Raw genomic sequence first — 19,492 nt, 5'->3', positions numbered from 1 at the left:
GCCGGCGACCGTCTTGCGGAGCATTTCAGTTCGAGCGCGCTTTGCGTGTCTGAACCTGTCCAAGGCCCGGATCGATCAACTCGCCCTTCATCAGATACAGCGGCGCCTTGTAGTATAGTTTGAGATCGTGGAAAGGATCGGTCAGGATCTTGGTCATCCAGACGAGGCCGGTCTCAACATCGCGAATGAAGAACAGATGAACCGTTCGGAACAGCACGCCGCCGATTCCGATCGCCAGCCATACCTTGGCGACCTGACGCATGAAGTCAGCCGGCGAAGCCCACGGCGTGAAGACACCGAACAGTGTCGGATCGAGGAAGAGAACCAGCGGTGACAGCGCCCAGATGGCCATGAGCACGATCTTCCGGTTCAGATTATAGCCGACCTTGATTTCCTCCTTGTGATCATGGGTGGCATGATTGCCATGATCATAGCCTTTCGGCTCGAAGAAGAAATGACCCGCCTGCCTTGTGGTCATGGAGAACAGCCAGCCGATCAGTGCGGCGGCAACCGGGTCGACGAACAACAACGCATACGCAACGAGAAAGCTGAAGGCGCTGACAAAATGCAGGCTCTGGTTAATGCGGCTGTGATGATAGTAGCGATGATCATCCCACCGTTGAGTGCGCAATTGCTCTCGAAAGCTCATCATTCATTCCCTGCCCAGAATAAGGTTCATTCGGTTTACAAGGATTCGATGTACGCAAGATGACACTATGCAAATGTCACAAGGAGCGCCGCGACGAGGCGCTCGCGCGGACTTCGACGCCTTGTAGCTTTTCGAGCGAAGCATGTCCTCGGGCTTGACCCGAGGATGGAATCCGGTTCGCGTCAAGAAACGCGTCGGATCAAAAATCTCGGGTCTTTCATCGCTTCGGTGAAGCGGGAAAGACTCGAGGTCAGGCGGCAGCCGCGATCGCGGTTTTCCGAATCCGGAGCAGCGAGAAGTGGCCGAGCGGCGGTATCGGCCGGTTCTCCACCAATCCCATCGCGCCTGTCGTTGCCAGCCATTGCGCATAACGCGACCAGGTGAACTCGGCTGTCCGAAAGCCGAGCGGACGCACCACCGGCTGCAACCGGCGCTCGATGAAACGGCGCAGGCCGGCATCGGCGCTGATCCGGGTCAGGATGATCAGTTCACCGCCCGGCCGCAGGACGCGACTGAACTCATCAAGCGCCGCTTCCGGATTCGGCACCGCCGTCACGACATACTGCGCCATCACCACATCGAACGAATTGTCCGGAAACTCGAGCTTCTCCGCGTCCATGACAGCAAGATCCTCGACGTTCTTCAGGCCGAGAGCCTTGACCCTGCGTTTCGCCTTCCGCAACATCGCTTCCGAAATGTCGGTACCGAAGATGCGAAGATGCGGTGCATATTGCGGCAACGAGATTCCCGTGCCGACGCCGACCTCGAGCACGCGCCCGCCGACCCTGCCGGTGGCCTGAATAGCCGCCTTGCGGCCCTTGCTGAACACGCCGCCAAACACGAAGTCGTAAACCGGAGCCCAGCGGTCATAGGCCTGCTCGACCGTCGCGCGGTCGAAGTCCAGTTGCTCGCCATCATCCAGCTTGAGGATTTCCGTCATGGTAACTTCACTCTTCCTTTTTCGTGCGGGTTAACCTTGCGCAACGCCTTGCGTCATCAGGCCACCGCGAAGCGGCGATGAACGGCTCGGCTGCAACGCGCTGAGGTTGCCGATGAACTGCCTTGCGCAACTCTCCCATGAGTATTGCAAGGCAAAACTCCTGCAGGCTTCACGTGATATGCTGAGCGCGCGGATGCAGGCGCTTCTCAGGTTCATGTCCAATGCACCGACCGGATGATCGGCAATCACATCGAGAGGACCGGTAACCGGGAACGCGGCGACGGGCGTGCCGCATGCCAACGCTTCGAGCTGCACGATGCCGAACGTGTCCGTGAGGCTTGGAAAAACAAAGACGTCAGCCGCCGCCAGATGCGCGCTGAGTTCGCGGCCGGTCTTCTCGCCCAGAAACCTGGCTTTCGGATACCGGCTTTCCAGTTCCGCCTTTTGCGGTCCGTCGCCAATCACCACCTTGGATCCCGGCAGGTTCAGCGAAAGGAACGCCTCCAGGTTCTTCTCGACCGCGACACGGCCTACCGTCATGAAAACCGGTCTCGGCAGATCAAGCTCGAACGCATGATCGGGCGTGAACAGTTCGGTATCGACCCCTCGTGTCCAGGACCCGAGCCTTTTGAAGCCTCTCGCGCTCAGCTCCTGCCTGAGCGAGGATGTGGCGACCATCGTCATGGCCCCGGCCGCATGAAATCGCCGAAGCACCGCGTAGCTCACCGACATCGGGATGATCGAACGCGTCGACATCGGGATGATCGACCTTGTCGACATCGGGATGATCGATCGCGCGGCGATGTATTCCGGGAAGCGTGTTGTATAGGATGTTGTAAAGGGCAGCTTTCGACGGCGGCAATACCCGCGCACCATCCACCCGACCGGTCCCTCGGTCGCGATGTGAATGGCATCGGGTGACGCCGCTTCGATCCTGCGGGCGATCTCGCCGCGGTTTGGAAAGGATATTCTCAACCCCGGATAGGTCGGGAGAGCCATTGAGGGAAATCCTTCCGGGGTCAGAAACTCGATCCTGGCGCCAAGCGCCGAGGCGCTGCGAGCCAGGGACGTCAATGTGCGGACCACGCCGTTGACCTGCGGATGCCAGGCATCGGTCGCAACCAGAACTCGCATCAGGCTCCTCACATTTTCTGATTCTCAATTCCACGACGTTGGTCCACCGATATTTCAGGCGTATGACGCGGCGATGAATGGCGGCCTCGTTCCAGGGGACTGCCTGAGCCTCGCCGCCATCGGCCTTCTGCGCTCAGGCGCGGCGGTGTGAGCACAGCGCCTCTCACCAGCAACACTTTCCGCATAACCTTCGTCTGATTGACGACCCTCAAAGGGTGAGGAGGTAAGCCACCAGCGCATCCTTGTCCTGCTGGTTCAGTTTGGTGCCCAGGACGAGGTTGAAAAACTCCACGGTGTCGGCAAGCGTCAAAAGGCGGCCGTCATGAAGATAGGGCGGAGAATCCTTGATGCCGCGCAATGTGAAGGTCTTGATCGGGCCATCGGGGATGGCGACCATGCCATTGATGGTCTGGCCGGCCTTGTAGAAGCGTTCGAGCTTCAGATCGTGCATGTTGTTGTCCGTGAAGGACATTGCCGGGATGTGGCATTCAGCGCAGCGGCCTTTTCCCAGGAACACCTGCTCGCCCCGCAACTCCTGTTCGGTGGCTTTCTTCGGATCAAGACGCCCCGAGGGATCGAGCTTCGGGGCGGGCGGAAAATCGATGATGTTCTGCATCTGCGCCATCATCGCGACCTGATTGGCGCGATCCGGCAGATGCATGCCTTTTCGCGCCGCGCTGACGTGATCGCCGTTGAAGTATGCGGTGTGCTGTTCAAACTGGGTGAAATCCTCAATCGAACGAAGCGATCGCTTCGAGCCGTGGATCTGCTGGTTGTACATGCCGCGCAGGCTGGTGGTATCGAGCCGGAAACGTTCCGCCTGCGGGCGGATATCCGGAGTCAGGTGAAACGCAGCGTTGGTGTGGAAGTTCGCGTGACAATCCAGGCAGGTGACGCCAAGGCTCGGCTGCGCGACTTTCCGATCTTCGGTCTGGTTGAACTCTTCCTGCGGAAAAGGCGTGAGCAGCAGGCGAAGACCTTCCATCTGAACCGGCGTAATGATGCCGTTCAGATACTCGTAGAAATTCCTGATCGTCAAAAGATCGCCGCGCGATACGTCGCCGAGTTCCGGATGCGTCGTGAGAAAGATCGGCGGCGGGAACTCCGGCGTCAGGTGGCCGGGCAGGTCGAAATCAATGTCGAAGCGCTTAAGGTCGCGCTGTTCGTCATGGGCAATCTTGCGAATCTGATCGTCCGGGAAGACCTGCCCCCCGGTGGCCTGCTTTACGTGAGGCAGCGGCATAAATCCCTTCGGCAGCAGATCCTTGTCTCGAATCTCGTTCGGTTCCTTTGCCGCAAGGCTGTCCCATGTAACGCCTTGGGGAAGCTTGACCCGCACGCCCTGCTGAACCGCCTTTCGGCCGCCTGACATCATGACGCCCGCGACAGGCCGGTTCGCCAGATCGTATCGCTGCTCCATCAGCGTTCGCTGCCGCTCCATCACCGCCGGCTTCTGCGCCTCGTCGTCCTCCTTCACCTTTGAGAAAGGCTGGGTCGGCAAGGGGCGATAGGTCGATTCGGGCGGCAATGGATCGGAGGTGGCGGCAAATGCAGAAGCCAAAGCGGCGGCGATCACTGTGGTCAGTCCGATTGCGGTTTTCATGGGCATGGCCGTTTCCCGAGAAGTTTGAAACCTCACAACTCGCGATGCAGTACTTGGTTGCAACGGGAACGCCGCCCGGTTGCGGAGTTGATGGCTGGAGGCGGAAGCATGCCGGCAGGAGCGGCCTATAACAGCTTGCTGATACATGCAGGTCGCCGGCCGGTTCACGCAACGCTGACGTTAGCGGCTAACCGCACCGCCACTTGATCCCTCAAGAGGCTGGCTTCAACTGTGGGGCGTCAATCGGCCGAGCGTCCCATCGGCGTCTTCTATGCGCGCTGATCTCGCAAGGTCAGCACCGCAACCCACCCAAAGGCTGATGGCTGGAAGAACGGCACGGCGCAACAGCTGGTGCTGACCGAAATGCCGCTGAGAACAGCAACAGTCCCATGGATGAAATCCGCCACAACCGATCTATGGGTGACACGGTTTCCCTCCTTCCTGCCTTACACTTTTCATCTTGCCGCCTTGCTGATGCCAAACGGGCAGCTTCTTTCTCGGCACGAAGACGCAGCCAGAACCGGCCCGTGCAACACGCAACCTGGAACTCCGATGTTATTCAGATCGCAACCCGCGGGTTCTCAGGCCGATCCACATGAGGCTATAGTCGCGCAGCTTCGCGACCTGGCGCCACGGATCAAACAGGAGCCGTTTCAGCTTGAAGAGACGCCTTTATCCACGGAATCCTTCCTGCCGATGGGAGAGCCGTCGTTCCAGGCCGCGCCGTCGAACGACAACGCCGCCGCGCTCCAAGATGCAATCCCCCGCGCCCGGTCCCGTCGCGGCGTCGTAACCGTTCTGTTGGCTATCTGTATAGGCATTGGCGGAGCTGCGGCGTGGCATTCCTATGGTGAACAGGCCAAACAGGGTCTTGCGCAACTTGTCCCGCAGCTTCTGATGGAGGCTCCTGCTCCTCCACAAAACGCACACGCGGCTGAAGCGGAGGACACGGCGGCAACTCAAGCAGCCATGCCTCAGCCTCAACCCACCGCCGAAGCGGCCCCCCCACCGGAGGCCGCGACGATCGGACCGGAGGCGCCGCCACCGCCCACCGATTTTATCACGACAGCGCCGCAGGCTCCGCCAGCTCAAGCCGCGCTTCCGGCCGAACTTGCTCAATCGCTTGAGACGATGGCGAACGATATCGCCGCGCTGAAAAGCGCGATCGAAGATTTGAAAGCCGGCCAGCAGCAACTGCGCCGAGAGATCGCAGCAGCCGCGGAGCGTGAAGCTCACCCCAAGCCCGCGCCACAACGAGCGAAGCCTGCTTCGTCACAGCGGCAACGCACCTCGCCTCAAGCGGCGGTTCCGCCCCCTCCTTCTCGTCCGTCCCCTCCGCCGCCGGAGGCGACCGAAAGGCAACTACCGCCCCCGCAACGTGACGCCTACATTGCCTCGCAAGCGCCCGTACCCGCCCGGCTTCCGCCGCGGCCGGGCGATGACAATGCTCCACGGCCGCCGATGCCGTTGCGGTAAATGCGCAAAAGCCGCGGCGCGGGAGCCACATGACGCCCCTGGTGAATGCACCCGATAGCTCTCCTCCCCGACCGTGCGCATATAGCCGGGCTGCGGAACCCACCGCACAGCAGCGCGTTACAGACAGCCAGCCCGTCGATGCCTTGGTATCGATGCCCTTGGTATCTGACGCTTGGTATCGATGCAGGACCTCTGGGCAAGTTCAATCCTGAAAAGCTCACCCTTAAGGGAGAACGAGATGAAGTGGCATCCACCGAGGTTTGCGGAAGTCAGCTGCGGCATGGAGATCAATAGCTACGCTCCGGCTGACGGGCGCGCGCCGGTTCGGCTCTGAGACCCCAGGACGGCGCGGAAGTCGGCGCGGGAGATCGACAACCCATGCGTTTTGTCGTGCTTGGCGCCGCCGCCGGCGGAGGCCTGCCGCAGTGGAATTGCGGCTGCCGGAACTGCGCGATGGCGCGCTCCTCAGGCCTGCGCCCTCAGACACAATCATCACTGGCGGTCAGCCTGGGTGGGTTGAACTGGGCGATTCTGAATGCCTCACCCGATATCCGCCAGCAGATCAACGACAATACGCAGCTTCATCCGCGTGGCCCGCGCGATACGCCGATCATGAGCGTGGTCCTCACCAATGGCGACCTCGACCATATCGTCGGCCTGTTGACGTTGCGTGAAAGGCAGCCATTTCAGATATTCCTGACCGGGGCGATTGCCGGCATCCTCGATTCCAATCCCGTCTTCCGTGTGCTCGATCCGAACACCGTGCAGCGCAATCTGGTTGTTCCGAATAAGAGCTTTCCGCTGCTGCCGGGGCTGGATGCGTCGTTGTTCGCGGTGCCCGGCAAGGTGGCGCTTTTCATGGAGGACGAGGATGCGACAATCGGTGCTGAAAGTGAGCATGTGACAGGTGTTGCGCTGTCCGCTGGCGGCCTGAGAGCTTTCTACATTCCGGGATGCGCTCACCTCACGGAATCGCTGGCAACCAGGATTCGCGGTGCGGACATCGTCTTTTTCGACGGCACGCTCTTCACCGACGACGAAATGATCCGCACCCGGACCGGGACGAAGACCGGGCGGCGCATGGGGCACATGCCCATCAGCGGCGAAGGCGGCAGCCTCAAGGTTCTGGCGCGACTCGATATCGGGCGGATCGTCTACATTCACATCAACAACACCAATCCCATCTGGCGGGACGGACCGGAGCGCGACCTCGTTCTGCGGCATGGTTTCGAAGTCGGCTGCGACGGCGCCGAGATTTCCCTTGCACCCCGCTCCTGACAGAAACGCGTTCGAAGCCCGCCTCAGGGCGATCGGCGCCGAGCGCTATCACGACAAGCACGTATTTCACCGGATGCTGCATGGTGGGCAATGCACCCTGACCCAGGCGCGCGCCTGGGTGATCAACCGCTACTATTATCAGAGCCGAATCCCGATGAAGGATGCAGCTTTCATGTCGCGGGTGGATGATCCCGGACTGCGCCGCGCCTGGCGCAGGCGCATCGAGGAACATGACGGCGGCCTTCAGGAAGGCGGAGGACTGAGGCGTTGGCTGAAACTGGCGGAAGCCACAGGACTCGATCCCGATTACGTCGCTTCGACCCGAGGCGTTCTTCCCGGGACGCGCTTCGCGGTCGATGCCTATGTGTCTTTCGTCCGGGAGAAGCCGATGCTTGAGGCTGTCGCCTCATCGCTGACGGAGATGTTCGCGAGGGCCATCCATGAGGATCGCATCGCCGGTCTTCTGGAGCATTACGCCTTTGCCAACGACAATGCCCTGTCCTACTTCCGTCAACGTCTGAAAGAAGCGCCGCGCGAGGTTGAATTCGGTCTGTCCTATGTTCTCGACAATGCCGACACGATGGAGAAGCAGGATGCAGCCGCCGCGGCGTTGATCTTCAAAACCGATGTGCTGTGGTCCCAGCTCGACGCTCTCCATTTCGCCTATGTCGCGCCGGGGTTCATCCCTCCGGGCGCGTGGAACGGCCGCGACGGCGTCGGCGCGGATGAAGGCGAGATCGCCCAGGCCGAAAGGACTTCAGGTCATGATACCGAACACTGCGAGGCCGGAGATTGACGGCGGCACCGTCGTGCATCTGGCGCGAGGCGTCCGGCTGCGGAAGGATACGGTTCGAAACCAGACCGTGCTTCTGGCGCCGGAGCGCGCGATCGCGCTCGATGAGATCGCAGTCGCGATCATAAAGGAGATCGATGGTCATCGGAATCTGGATCGGATCGCCGATGATCTCTCTCGCCGGTTCGAGGCGCCGAAGGAACAGGTTCTCCGGGACATCATTCCCTTCATCCGCGAGTTCATCAACCGGCGGACGCTGGAGGTCGTCGGATGACCGTCACCGCAGAAGGGACGGGACAGGTCGCGGCTCCGCCTCCGATCGCGATGCTTGCCGAACTCACCCATCGCTGTCCGCTCGCTTGTCCCTACTGTTCCAACCCTCTGGAACTTGCACGGGCGAACGAGGAATTGTCGACGAGCGAGTGGATCGAGACCTTTCGGCAGGCCGCCGCTCTTGGCGTTCTTCATCTGCATCTGTCCGGTGGAGAGCCGGCCTCGCGGCGCGACCTGATCGATCTGACGAAGGCTGCCGTATCCTTGGGACTCTACACCAACCTGATAACGTCCGGCCTTGGTTTGACGGAAGCGCGCGTCGACAAGCTCTCGGCCGCGGGACTGGATCACGTGCAACTGTCAATTCAGGGAACGAGAGCGCCCGGCGCCGATCATGTCGCCGGTTACGACGGTGGCCATGCGCGCAAAATGGCCGTCGCCGGCTGGCTGCGCAACGCCGGCATTCCACTGACCCTCAATGCGGTCTGTCATCGCCGGAACATGGGAGAGATCGAAGATATCATATCTCTCGCAGTCGAACTCGGCGCGCGCCGGGTCGAAATCGCGACGGTCCAATTCCACGGATGGGCTATGCTCAATCAGAAGGCTTTGATGCCGACGATGGATCAGGTCGCCAAGGCTACGAGCATCGTGGAGACGATGCGCGCGCGGCTCGAAGGCGCGCTTGTGATCGACTACATTCCGGCCGATTACTACGCGACATATCCGAAGGCTTGCATGGGCGGCTGGGGCCGCGCCGGATTCAATGTCACGCCTTCGGGTCGGGTCTTACCATGCCACGCCGCCGAAACCATCAAGCATCTCGCCTTTGATAACGTCCGGGCGCGCCCCCTCGGCGAGATCTGGTACAATGGCGGCGCCTTCAACGCCTTTCGTGGCGACGGCTGGATGCCGGAGCCTTGCAGAAGCTGCGAGCGCAAGGACATCGACTTCGGCGGATGCAGGTGTCAGGCCATGGCGCTTGCCGGCGATGCTTCCGCGACCGATCCGGTTTGCCGCAAGTCGCCGCACCGGAAGGCTGTCGACCGACGCATCATCGATAACACCGAGGTCAATGACACTGAGGTCCGTGACATCGAAGTCAGTGACATCGAGACGCCGCTCCCGCCGTTCCGCTATCGCGGAAACGGGACTCTCCGATCTTGATCTGGTTACGCGTCAGCCCCGCCGTGCCTTCTCGATCGCGGCGACGTCGATTTTCTTCATGGTCATCATCGCACTGAATGCGCGTTTTGCTTCGTCGCCGCCGGCAGCCATCGCCTCGGTCAAAACGCGCGGCGTGATCTGCCAGGAGATGCCCCATTTATCCTTGCACCAGCCGCACGCGCTTTCCTGGCCGCCATTGCCGACGATGGCGTTCCAATAGCGGTCAGTCTCTTCCTGATCGTCGGTGGCAATCTGGAATGAGAAGGCCTCATTGTGCTTGAACGCGGGACCGCCATTGAGACCGAGACAGGGTATGCCGGCGACGGTGAACTCGACCGTCAGCACGTCGCCCGCCTTGCCGGACGGATAGTCGGTGGGGGCATGATGAACGGCGCTCACCGAGCTGTCAGGAAAGGTCGCGGCGTAGAAGCGAGCCGCCGCCTCGGCATCCCTGTCATACCACAGGCAGATCGTGTTCTTCGCGGTTGCCATCTGCTCGTCCTCTAGCTGTTGGTCGGCCAGTTCCGCTCGTGAAACCAGGTCCGGTACTTCGACGACATCTTCTCGCGCTGCGCCTGCGGCGCGTGCCGCTTGCACGTGGATGCCTCCTCAGAGCCTTCCGACGCACCCCACCTCACCTCGGCGCAGTCGTTCGGATTATAAGCCATCTCGAAGCGCGGCGCTCGCTCGACGACCTCCTTGAGCGAAAGCGTCCATTGCGAGCCGTCACTGCGCATATAGGATATTTTTCGCGAAGCAAGCTCGGAGGCAAGCACGCCTTGCAGTTCGCTTTTCACCTCCGCGATGCTCTTGCCGCCCGGCATCGCGTAACGCGTCGCCCGTCGGATGACACGATCGGGAAATCCCCGCACGACATCGATCGCGATCAGCAAACGGAAATCGCGCGCCGGAGTGGAGTAATCCTCCCAGGCTCCGGTCGTGCCGAAGATCGCGGAGCCGTTGGGCATAGCTACCTCTCCAGCATGCTTGTTCTGATACTGTCGTCCGTTCTCGACCGCGGTCACCCGCGTCTTCACCTGCTCGTTCAGGCTTTCGATAGCGTCTGTCATCGCTTTCACGGGATCGAGCGGTTCCGGCGACATCACGTCGTCCATGCGATCGTAAAAATCCTCGGCGCTCATCTCCGATTGATCGAGCGAAAAATCAGCATACTGGGTATTGCTGGTGATTTCGGCGTTGACCAGCCGCCGCAACGCACCGCCTTTCCCACGCACGACCGGCCGAAAGCGCTTGAAGCCGGGGCTTCCCAGCGCGGGGTCGTGCGCGAACAGGAAGTTGCCGCGCCAGAAACGCTTTCGTGTGATCGAGCCGTCCGGCTCCGCATCGACGGCGAGGAAGACGCCCGGCTTGCCGTTCTTTTCCGGCACGCGATGCACAAGCATCAGCACATGGCCGTAGGGATCGGCGTACACCGTGCCGGGACGAAGCGCTTCCTGGGTCAGCGCGACAGTGTAGAAATCGGTGTTATCGTCGCTCGCGGCGGCGCGAACGGCGCCCGTATGCACGACGTCCCCGACATCCCGCAGATATTCGTTGAACGTCGTCGGCCGTTTCGGCCGCGCCTTCGGCGGAGCCACGAGTGTCTCGGCCGGGGCCGGCTGCAACGAGGCAAAGGGCTGCAGAAGCGCAGGCGCTTGTCCGGGCGGCATGGCGCCGGGGGCCGCAGCCGACGCGGTTTCCTGTTCTGAAGGCGGTTGCGGGCGCGTCTTCTCGGGGTGCTCCATGTCGAACCACTGGTAGCACCTGGGCGCCTTGCCGCGGGCCCCACGCGAGCAATTGGAATAGCCGAAGGGTAATCCCATCTTGTAGGCAAAATAGGCGCGCAGGAAATACACGAAATCAGCACAGTCGGGACGAAGGCCCGTCCGCTTGTCATCTTCCCCGCGACCTAAATAGTTGAACAGGAAATTGCGCGATCGGTTGTGCAGGACTTCATGCCATGCTTTCCATGAAAGATCCTGATCGGGAGGCGCGTCGAATAGCTTCTCAATCCACGCGGAAAACAGGGACTCGGTCGTGTGATCCCAGCTATTGCGCACCTGCCAGAACGCACCCGATGGAATGGGTGGAGGGTTTGGCTTGCGCGCGCTCACGGAGATGTCGCGCGTAATTGTGCTGCAATCCGCCATTGCGCTGTCGAGCGTCAAGGTGGCGCGCCACACGCCTGCCGTAGGCTGAGCGGCCTCGGCGAACCAGGAGTACGGCGCACTGCCGTGCCGGTCGGACGATCTGGCCACGACTCTGCCATCCGGCGCGACCAGCGAGATCACGCCCTGGAGCGGCTTTTCGGTGGTGATCATGACGCGCAGCGGCGCCCCCTTCCAAGGCGCAACCGGCGAGGGCAGGACCGAGAACCCGACCGCCTGCTCGCACGGCCTTGCCGCCGCTTCGGCCGGCGGGCCTATCGCCGCAAGAATGAACGCAGCCACTAGTCCCGCAGCAAACCGGCTTGTGAGGCGCATCCCGGTAACCTTTCCATAGCGTTCTCGAGCGAAGTATGTCCTCGGGCTTGAGCCCTAAGGACGGCACCGTTTCGCGTAAGGAAAACACGACAGAACAGCGATCTCAATCCTCTCTTCTCTCACTTCTCATCATTCAATCAGAAGCGGAGCTTGATAGGAACCGGGAACTGTTCGCGTCCTGCCCGATCCCTGCCGTGAATCGGCAGCCTTACAGGCCTCAAACGGTCATCGTCTCCACATTTGGATTAGCTGCCGGCCATTTTTTCTGCGCCAGCGCAACGCTGGTCGAGCGCCATGAAATCCGGCGCAAGCGGGACGCAGGAGGTCGCGGAGAACGCCGGGGCCAGAAAAGCCGCGGCGCTCGGCAGCGGGGCGGATAGCCTCTGCCGTGGTTTTCCTCGTCGTCTCGCTTTATGGCGCCGCCGCCGCGTTCTTTGCTCCGCAATCGTGTGGGCCCTGACTGCAATCGGCTTATGGTACGCGAGATGGAGATTGAAACATTTGTTGCGGCGGCTCAGTCCGCAATCTGGAATGAGTTGCAGAATCTTGGATTGGCGGCCGGCGCAGTGATATACAACCAAATCTCCATCACTTCGCTGCCGGCAGGGAACTCTACAAAGGAGCTTCTTTTATCTGGCTATCCGGCGCGTGAGATTGGCTCTCGATCCTCACTCATCCGAGGCATGAACGGTCGGTAAAGGACCACCAGCGGTTCGCGATATGCCACTGATTCGTTCAATTGCAAGGTAATCGCCTCGCCAATAGGCGAGTGATGAGTCTCCTTCCGAGGCCGCCAGATGAACAACACGGCCAAGCGCGATAACGTGAGAATGCCGCTCGATGGTTTCTTCCAGCTCGCAGGTGATGGCAACCAGCGCATCCTTGAGCAGCGGCACGCCAAACGCACCCGTTGTCCAGGAACTGCCGGCAAAGCGTGCCGCTCCCTTATGCCCATCCTTGCCGGTGAATCGTTCAGCAATACCGGCCTGGCCGCCAGTCAGAATATTGACGCCAAAGGCGCCATATCGCAGGAGCAACGGCAATGTTGACGCTTTTCGGTTGATCGCGACGGTCAAGGTTGCAGGCTCGATTGCCAGCGAGGCGACTGACGTAACCGTCATACCCGAAATATCGTCGCCGCGTCCGGCCGTAATGACGCTGACGCCGCCGGCCAGATGGCGCATGGCGTTGCGGAACTCGCCTGACCCGATCTCGCGTCCCCGCGAAATGTCTCGAACAGCTAGATTCATGATGGCCTCAAATTAAAGAATGATCCGTCCCGTTCATCAAGCATCGGTCGACCGATCCTCTTTCAACAGTTCCTGCAGGATCGATCCCTCGATCGCGGCGAGATCGGCGGAGCCGCGTCGGCGCGGACGCGCAATGCCGCGTCGGCGCGGACGCGCAATATTGATCTCGACATCGTGGGCGATCCGCCCCTGCTCGATCACAAGCACCCGATCAGCCAGCGCGACCGCCTCCGAGACATCGTGCGTAACGAGAATCGCGGTAAAAGCCTGATCGCTCCAAACTCGCTCAAGCAGGCGCTGCATCGATGCGCGTCAAGGCATCGAGCGCACCGAGCGGCTCGTCGAGCGCCAGCACGCGCGGACGGCTGACCAGGGCGCGGGCCAGCGCGACACGCTGCTTCTGCCCGCCCGACAGGATCCTGGGCCATTGCCCGCGTTTGTCGTGCAGCCCGACCTCGGTCAACGCCTGCTCGGCGCGTGCCCTCGCATCATGCCGCGCGCGCTCGCGACCCAAGCCGACCTCGACGTTTGCCGCAACCTTCGTCCACGGCAGCAAGCGCGGTTCCTGGAACATCACGCGGACATCTTCCGCGCGGATGTTTTCACCAAAGCCGATCGAGCCTGCGGTTGCCGTCTCAAGACCGGCGATCAGCCGCAGCAAGGTGCTCTTGCCGCAACCGCTGCGCCCGACGATCGCGACAAACTGGCCCGCCGGAATATGAAGATCGATCCCGCGCAGCACATCGTTCTCACCAAACGATTTTCGCAAGCCCCGAATGGTGAGGGCAAGTCCGCCAGGCCCGGGTTCGAGTTTCGGATCGGCCGCGCGTCACGCTTTCCGCGCCTGCTCGATGAGCTTGGCCGGGGGCACGAAGTCAACGTCCGAGGGTAGCGCACGAAGGGATAGTTGCATGGTCGCTCTCAATGTTTTTGAAATGCGGGATGCCACGACAAGGTGATCCGCTCGAGAAAACGCGAGGCGCTGTCGGCCACCTTTCCAAGCAGCGCATAGATCAGGATGCTGAGCACGACGACGTCGATCAGCATGAACTCCCGTGCCTGCATCGCCATGTAGCCAAGTCCCGATGAGGACGCGATGGTCTCCGCCACGATCAAGGTCAGCCACATGATGCCAAGCGAGAATCGAACGCCGACAAAGATCGAGGGCAGCGCGCCCGGGAAGATGACGCGGCGGAACAGCTCGCCGCTATTCATGCCGTAGACGCGCCCCATCTCGATCAGTTGCGGATCGACGGTGCGGATGCCGTGCAGCGTGTTCAGGTAGACCGGAAAGAATACGCCGAGCGCTACCAGGAACAGTTTCGCCGCCTCCTCGATGCCGAACCACAGAATGACGAGCGGGATCAGCGCCAGATGCGGCACGTTGCGGATCATCTGCAACGTGGTGTCGGTCAGCTTGTCGCTGAATGGCGACAGCCCGTTGGCAAGGCCGAACGCAAAGCCGATGCCGCCGCCGATCAGGAAACCCACGACCGCGCGCCAGAAGCTGACCCAGATGTTTTGAACCAGCTCGCCCGACTGCAGCGACTTCCAGCCCGCCAGCACGACCTCGGTCGGCGCCGGCAGCACACGCGCCGGCACATAGCCCGTGCTGCAGGCGACCTGCCAGACAAGCAGGATAGCGGCCGGCAGAAGCCACTGAACGACTCCGTCAAGACGCGGCAACCGCCACTTGCGATCGCCTGAAAGCGCCCCCGCCATGCTCATGAACGGACGGTCTCCCGCTGCAGCGGCCGCGCCTCCGTGGGGCGGCTTTCATTGGCGATGGTCTCGCCGAATGGTCCGGTATTGAGTCGGATGGTGTCGACCTTGTCGCGAGCCGGCTGCGACAGCAGCGGAAACACAAGCTCGGCAAACCGGTAGGCTTCCTCAAGATGCGGATAGCCGGACAGGATGAAAGTATCGATGCCGATATCCTGATATTCCCTGATCCTGGCCGCGACCGTATCGGGATCTCCGACCAGCGCAGTCCCAGCGCCACCGCGGACCAGCCCGACCCCGCCCCACAGATTCGGACTGATTTCGAGTTTGTCGCGGCGCCCGCCGTGCAACTGCGCCATGCGCTGCTGACCGACGGAGTCCATGCGCGAGAAGATCTTCTGCGCAGCCGCGATGGTGTCGTCGGTGACGTAGGAAATCAGTTCATCCGCCGCTCGCCATGCCTCGGCATTGGTCTCGCGCACAATGACGTGCAGCCGGATTCCAAAACTGAGCTGTCGCCCGCGCGTCGCGGCCAGCGCGCGAACGCGGTTGACCTTGTCCGCGACCTGCGCCGGAGGCTCTCCCCAGGTCAGATACTTGTCGACGGTATCGACCGCGACATCGATGCCCGCATCCGATGACCCGCCAAAATAAAGCGGCGGATACGGCTGCTGTACCGGCTGAAACAGCAGGCGGCCGTCCTCGATGCGGATATGCCTGCCGTCGACGTTCACGCTCTCGCCCGCCAGCAAGCTCCGATACACGTTCAGAAACTCCCGGGTCACGACATAGCGCTCGTCGTGATCGAGATAGACGCCGTCGCCCTTGTTCTCGACGGGGTCACCGCCGGTCACGACGTTGATCAGCAGCCTGCCATTGGACACCCGATCAAGCGTCGCGGTCATTCGAGCCGCGACGGTCGGCGATTGCAGACCGGGCCGCACCGCCACCAGATAACGCAGGCGCTCTGTCCACGGCGCGACAGCCGAAGCGGTCACCCACGAATCCTCGCAACTCCGACCCGTCGGCAGCAGCACCCCGTAATAGCCGAGTTGATCGGCGGCCTGCGCGATCTGACGCAGATAGCTGAAGTTCACCTCGCGGCCGCCGGTGGTTGTACCGAGATAGCGGCCATCGCCGTGAGTCGGCAGAAACCAGAGCAGCTTCACTTTTGCAGCCGGAGCAACGGTCATAATCCGGCCTTTCTGACGATCGAAGAGACGACCAGCGGTTTCGGCAGAAGCCCCAATGCATGGAAGGTGTCGGCAATGCTCTGCTGGCTGGCGACCACCTTGTCATCCAGCGGCCGGATGCCATAGGTCTGACGCTTGAGCGCGATCTCCAGCACTGGAGCAGGAATGCCGATGCCGGCGCTAAGTTCCTCGGCAACCGCCGCCTCCTTGCCATCGGCCCAACGATCAATATCGGCGAGCGCATCGATCACCGCATCGACAATCTGCGGGTAGGCTGAGGTGAATTTCTGGCTGGCGAGATAGAACTGGTGATTGGGCGCAAGCCCCGTCCCGTCGGCAAGGGTGCGGGCGCCCGTCGCGACTTCCGCGGAAGCCTGATACGGATCCCATCACCCAGGCGTCAACGGAGCCACGCTCGAAAGCGGCGCGCGCATCAGCCGGCGCGAGAAACACCGGTTCGATGTCAGCGTATTTCAGGCTCGCCTTCTCCAGCGCCTTTACCAGCAGATAGTGAACGTTGGATCCCTTGTTGAAGGCGACCTTCTTGCCCTTGAGGTCCGCAACCTGCGTGATCGGTGACGTCTTTGGCACCAGGATCGCCTCCCCTTTCGGCGCTGGCGGCTCATGCCCAACATAAAGAAACTGCGCGCCCGCCGCCTGACCAAAGATCGGCGGCGACTCACCGGCGTGTCCGAAATCGATCGCATCAACGTTCAGCGCTTCGAGCAGCGGCGGACCCGATGGAAACTCCTTCCATTCGACTTTGAAGCCCAAAGGAGCGAGCTTCTGCTCAAGGGTTCCCTTGCCCTTGAGCAGAATGAGATTTCCGTACTTCTGGTAGCCGACGCGAACCACCTTGTCATGAGCATAGGATACGCCCATGGAGACGGCGAATACGCTTATCGACAAGATTGCGGCCATCATCAATCGTTCGAGCGAACGCATGTTGAAATCTCCGATAGAGTTATAATGACTGAGAGCGTCAGGCTCGCCCGGCCATCAACGCTGTCGCGACGACGACGCCGTGAAAATCAAGCCTGACCATCACGCCTATCGATGACACCTTGTCAGGCTACGACGGCTGCCAGCGGCCAGCTTCTTTTCAACGGCGATGCTCGTGTCGCAACAATGACGGCCTTTGCGACCATCAAAATCGCTGCGATTCAATTAAGTCTCCCATCCGGCTCCTGCTCGCGCGATCCAGATTCCGGATCAGAGCGAACCATGACGACAAGATGATGCGCAGCAGAACGGCGAATGTCGATACGTGAAAGAAAATAACAATGCTATCGCTGTTATTTCCGAAAGCGCGCCACGTTTGTTTTGAATGAGAGAAAGTCACGCATCGTTTTATCTCTCATAGTTTATGGCCATTCGCTCGGTACGCGCGCATTCTCCACTTGCAGCTCGCAAAAGCAATTTATTGCGCGCGTCGCCCGTCGGATCAGCCGTACAAGACGACTGCAATAACGATTGGAGCGAGAATGCAGCCGACCAACGTCGAACTCGTTGAAGGCGCCACGGTGCTGGCACTGACCTGGCATGATTGCGGCGTCCGGCGTCTTGAAGCGGAACGGCTCCGCCGCGCCAGCCGCGCGGCCACGGAAATTCGCCGCCAGGCCGATGGCGTCGAGCTTTATCTTCCGCCCGATCTACATGTGACCTCCATCGAAGCGATCGGGAATTACGCCTTGCGTCTTTCGTTCTCGGATGGACATGATCGTGGAATCTATCCGTGGTGCTATCTGCGCGAACTCGCCGGCCAGACTCCAAACTGAGAGGGCGACTGCGATGGACGAGATCAGGGAGGGTTCAACTGAAGTATCGTGCGACGTTCTGGTGATCGGTGGCGGGACGGCCGGGCCGATGGCGGCCTATCGAGCGAAGCGCCGCCACCCGAACATGCGCGTGATACTTCTCGAGAAAGCGAACGTGAAACGTTCAGGGGCGATTGCCATGGGCATGGATGGCCTCAACAACGCGGTCATCCCCGGTTATGCGACGCCGGAGCAGTACACCAAGGAAATCACCATCGCGAATGATGGCATATGCGATCAGGCTCCGGTCTATAAGTATGCGTCGCGATGCTTCGAGATGATTCAGGAGCTCGACAGGTTCGGCATCAAGTTCCAGAAGACTGAGAATGGTGATTTCGACGTCAAGAAAGTCCATCATCTGGGTTCATACGTTTTGCCGATGCCTAATGGCGATACTGTCAAGAAGGCGCTCTATCGGCAGTTGCGCCGCGAGAAGGTTCTTATTTCCAACCGTTACATGGCGACCCGATTATTGACCGGCCGCGACGGTCAGGTTGCCGGCGCCATCGCCGTCAATACGCGTGACGCGGAATTCCTGGTGATACGCGCCAAGACCGTGATCCTTTGCGCGGGCGCTGCCGGCCGGCTCGGCCTGCCGCAATCCGGATACCTCTGGGGGACATACGAGAACGCCGCCAATTCCGGTGACGGCTACGCGATGGCGTATCACGCCGGCGCGGGGTTCGCGAACCTCGAGTGCTACCAGATCAATCCGCTGATCAAGGATTACAATGGTCCTGCCTGCGCCTATGTAGCCGGTCCCTTCGGTGGCTACACCACCAATAACAACGGCAATCGCTTCATCGAATGTGATTATTGGTCCGGGCAGATGATGCAGGAGTTCTATAACGAGCTGCAGTCCGGAAAGGGTCCTGTCTTTCTAAAACTCGACCATCTCCATGGCGACACGATCAGTGAGATCGAGGCGGTTCTCCACAATGTCGAGCGGCCGTCACGGGGGCGCTTCCATCAGAATCGCGGCACGGATTATCGCGAGCGGATGATCGAAATGCACATCTCCGAGATCGGATTCTGCTCCGGTCACAGCGCGTCAGGCGTGTTTGTCGATGAATTCGCGCGGACCACGGTGACGGGACTTTACGCCGCCGGAGATATGGCCAGCGTCCCGCACAACTATATGCTCGGGGCGTTCACGAACGGCGCGGTCGCCGGTGAACATGCAGCCGGTTTTGCCGAGGAGATCGATCTTTCCGACTATGACCTCAGCGAGGTCGAGCGCGAGAAGGCCCGTGTCCTGGCGCCTACGAAACGTGAGGACGGCATTCCTCCAAACCAGATTGAGTACAAGACTCGCCGTCTAGTGAACGATTATCTTCAGCCGCCCAAGGTGACGGCCAAGATGAAGCTTGGCCGGATGCGGCTAGCGGAAGTGCGCGAGGATCTCGAGAACCGCATGGTGGCACGCGACGCGCACGAGCTGATGCGTTCGTTGGAAGCCGCCTCGATTATCGACTGCGCGGACATGGCGGCGGCGGCGTCACTGTTTCGCACGGAGAGCCGCTGGGGGTTCTATCATCATCGGGTCGACTTTCCGGAGAAGAACAATGACGAGTGGTTCTGCCACAGCATCCTTCGCAAGCAGGATGGGCGGATGATCGTGGAGAAACGGCCGGTCGCCGCCTATATCGTTCCGATCGAGGAATCGGAGCGATCCGCCTATGATCGCCAACGCATCCGTAAGTCTGCTTGACGA

18 protein-coding genes and 2 pseudogenes are annotated in these 19,492 nt (G+C 60.9%); 8 read left to right on the top strand and 12 right to left on the bottom strand.

Annotated elements, in window-relative coordinates; genetic code table 11:
• Positions 1 to 25: 25 nt before the first annotated feature.
• The 4 genes from NWI_RS03605 to NWI_RS03590 all read right to left on the bottom strand — a co-directional run bounded on the left by NWI_RS03605 (position 26) and on the right by NWI_RS03590 (position 4,332).
• Positions 26 to 652, bottom strand: coding sequence for a membrane protein (locus tag NWI_RS03605; protein ID WP_011314019.1), 627 nt, complete (start codon positions 650 to 652; stop codon positions 26 to 28).
• A gap of 247 nt (positions 653 to 899) precedes the next feature.
• Positions 900 to 1,589 (bottom strand): class I SAM-dependent methyltransferase, encoded by a 690-nt coding sequence (locus NWI_RS03600; RefSeq protein ID WP_011314018.1) that lies wholly within the window; start codon positions 1,587 to 1,589, stop codon positions 900 to 902.
• Positions 1,590 to 1,619: 30 nt separating this feature from the next.
• Positions 1,620 to 2,723, bottom strand: a complete 1,104-nt coding sequence (locus NWI_RS03595; RefSeq protein WP_011314017.1) for a glycosyltransferase family 4 protein — start codon at positions 2,721 to 2,723, stop codon at positions 1,620 to 1,622.
• A 208-nt stretch (positions 2,724 to 2,931) separates the two neighbouring features.
• A complete protein-coding gene (locus tag NWI_RS03590; protein WP_011314016.1) occupies positions 2,932 to 4,332 on the bottom strand; it encodes a cytochrome b6 in 1,401 nt (466 codons plus the stop codon).
• Positions 4,333 to 5,295: 963 nt separating this feature from the next.
• Between NWI_RS03590 and NWI_RS18110 the strand changes: the two genes are divergently transcribed.
• The 6 genes from NWI_RS18110 (at position 5,296) to pqqE (ending at position 9,313) form a co-directional block, all read left to right on the top strand.
• The gene (locus NWI_RS18110) at positions 5,296 to 5,802 is read left to right on the top strand and encodes a hypothetical protein (RefSeq protein ID WP_244374965.1); all 507 of its coding nucleotides are present in this window, start codon (positions 5,296 to 5,298) and stop codon (positions 5,800 to 5,802) included.
• A 181-nt stretch (positions 5,803 to 5,983) separates the two neighbouring features.
• Positions 5,984 to 6,136 carry a pyrroloquinoline quinone precursor peptide PqqA gene (gene pqqA, locus NWI_RS18505; protein ID WP_347335899.1) on the top strand — a complete coding sequence of 51 codons (153 nt, stop codon included), beginning with the start codon at positions 5,984 to 5,986 and terminating at the stop codon, positions 6,134 to 6,136.
• 44 nt (positions 6,137 to 6,180) lie between these two features.
• Positions 6,181 to 7,080: a pyrroloquinoline quinone biosynthesis protein PqqB gene (pqqB, locus tag NWI_RS03580; protein WP_011314014.1), complete on the top strand. Its 900-nt coding sequence runs from the start codon at positions 6,181 to 6,183 to the stop codon at positions 7,078 to 7,080.
• Positions 7,025 to 7,876 (top strand): pyrroloquinoline-quinone synthase PqqC, encoded by an 852-nt coding sequence (pqqC, locus tag NWI_RS03575; RefSeq protein ID WP_011314013.1) that lies wholly within the window; start codon positions 7,025 to 7,027, stop codon positions 7,874 to 7,876. Before pqqB ends, pqqC begins: the two co-directional genes overlap by 56 nt.
• Positions 7,845 to 8,147, top strand: coding sequence for a pyrroloquinoline quinone biosynthesis peptide chaperone PqqD (gene pqqD, locus NWI_RS03570; protein WP_011314012.1), 303 nt, complete (start codon positions 7,845 to 7,847; stop codon positions 8,145 to 8,147). The genes pqqC and pqqD overlap by 32 nt, the downstream gene beginning before the upstream one ends.
• Positions 8,144 to 9,313, top strand: a complete 1,170-nt coding sequence (gene pqqE, locus NWI_RS03565) for a pyrroloquinoline quinone biosynthesis protein PqqE (RefSeq protein WP_011314011.1) — start codon at positions 8,144 to 8,146, stop codon at positions 9,311 to 9,313. Before pqqD ends, pqqE begins: the two co-directional genes overlap by 4 nt.
• A gap of 12 nt (positions 9,314 to 9,325) precedes the next feature.
• On the opposite strand, the gene NWI_RS03560 is transcribed toward pqqE, so the two are convergent.
• The 8 genes and pseudogenes from NWI_RS03560 to NWI_RS03530 form a co-directional block, all read right to left on the bottom strand.
• Positions 9,326 to 9,805 (bottom strand): VOC family protein, encoded by a 480-nt coding sequence (locus tag NWI_RS03560; protein WP_011314010.1) that lies wholly within the window; start codon positions 9,803 to 9,805, stop codon positions 9,326 to 9,328.
• Between the two features lie 11 nt (positions 9,806 to 9,816).
• Complete coding sequence (locus NWI_RS03555) at positions 9,817 to 11,796, bottom strand: hypothetical protein (RefSeq protein ID WP_011314009.1); 1,980 nt, start codon at positions 11,794 to 11,796, stop codon at positions 9,817 to 9,819.
• Between the two features lie 668 nt (positions 11,797 to 12,464).
• Complete coding sequence (locus NWI_RS03550; RefSeq protein WP_011314008.1) at positions 12,465 to 13,046, bottom strand: flavin reductase family protein; 582 nt, start codon at positions 13,044 to 13,046, stop codon at positions 12,465 to 12,467.
• A gap of 36 nt (positions 13,047 to 13,082) precedes the next feature.
• Positions 13,083 to 13,349 carry an aliphatic sulfonate ABC transporter ATP-binding protein gene (locus NWI_RS18535; RefSeq protein ID WP_011314007.1) on the bottom strand — a complete coding sequence of 89 codons (267 nt, stop codon included), beginning with the start codon at positions 13,347 to 13,349 and terminating at the stop codon, positions 13,083 to 13,085.
• A pseudogene (locus tag NWI_RS18530) lies at positions 13,333 to 13,746 on the bottom strand (ATP-binding cassette domain-containing protein); the annotation flags it as partial. The pseudogene NWI_RS18530 and the gene NWI_RS18535, both read right to left, overlap by 17 nt.
• 221 nt (positions 13,747 to 13,967) lie before the next feature.
• Positions 13,968 to 14,774: an ABC transporter permease subunit gene (locus tag NWI_RS03540; protein ID WP_011314005.1), complete on the bottom strand. Its 807-nt coding sequence runs from the start codon at positions 14,772 to 14,774 to the stop codon at positions 13,968 to 13,970.
• Complete coding sequence (ssuD, locus tag NWI_RS03535) at positions 14,771 to 15,961, bottom strand: FMNH2-dependent alkanesulfonate monooxygenase (RefSeq protein ID WP_011314004.1); 1,191 nt, start codon at positions 15,959 to 15,961, stop codon at positions 14,771 to 14,773. Before ssuD ends, NWI_RS03540 begins: the two co-directional genes overlap by 4 nt.
• A pseudogene (locus tag NWI_RS03530) lies at positions 15,958 to 16,906 on the bottom strand (sulfonate ABC transporter substrate-binding protein). Before NWI_RS03530 ends, ssuD begins: the two are co-directional and overlap by 4 nt.
• A gap of 539 nt (positions 16,907 to 17,445) precedes the next feature.
• Between NWI_RS03530 and NWI_RS03525 the strand changes: the two are divergent.
• Positions 17,446 to 17,739: a gamma-butyrobetaine hydroxylase-like domain-containing protein gene (locus NWI_RS03525; RefSeq protein ID WP_011314001.1), complete on the top strand. Its 294-nt coding sequence runs from the start codon at positions 17,446 to 17,448 to the stop codon at positions 17,737 to 17,739.
• A gap of 13 nt (positions 17,740 to 17,752) precedes the next feature.
• Positions 17,753 to 19,489 carry a fumarate reductase/succinate dehydrogenase flavoprotein subunit gene (locus NWI_RS03520; protein ID WP_011314000.1) on the top strand — a complete coding sequence of 579 codons (1,737 nt, stop codon included), beginning with the start codon at positions 17,753 to 17,755 and terminating at the stop codon, positions 19,487 to 19,489.
• Positions 19,490 to 19,492: the final 3 nt, after the last annotated feature.

Source organism: Nitrobacter winogradskyi Nb-255 (assembly GCF_000012725.1).
In the GTDB taxonomy this organism is placed as follows: Bacteria; Pseudomonadota; Alphaproteobacteria; order Rhizobiales; family Xanthobacteraceae; genus Nitrobacter; species Nitrobacter winogradskyi.
This window is presented reverse-complemented; position numbering and strand designations above follow the sequence as displayed.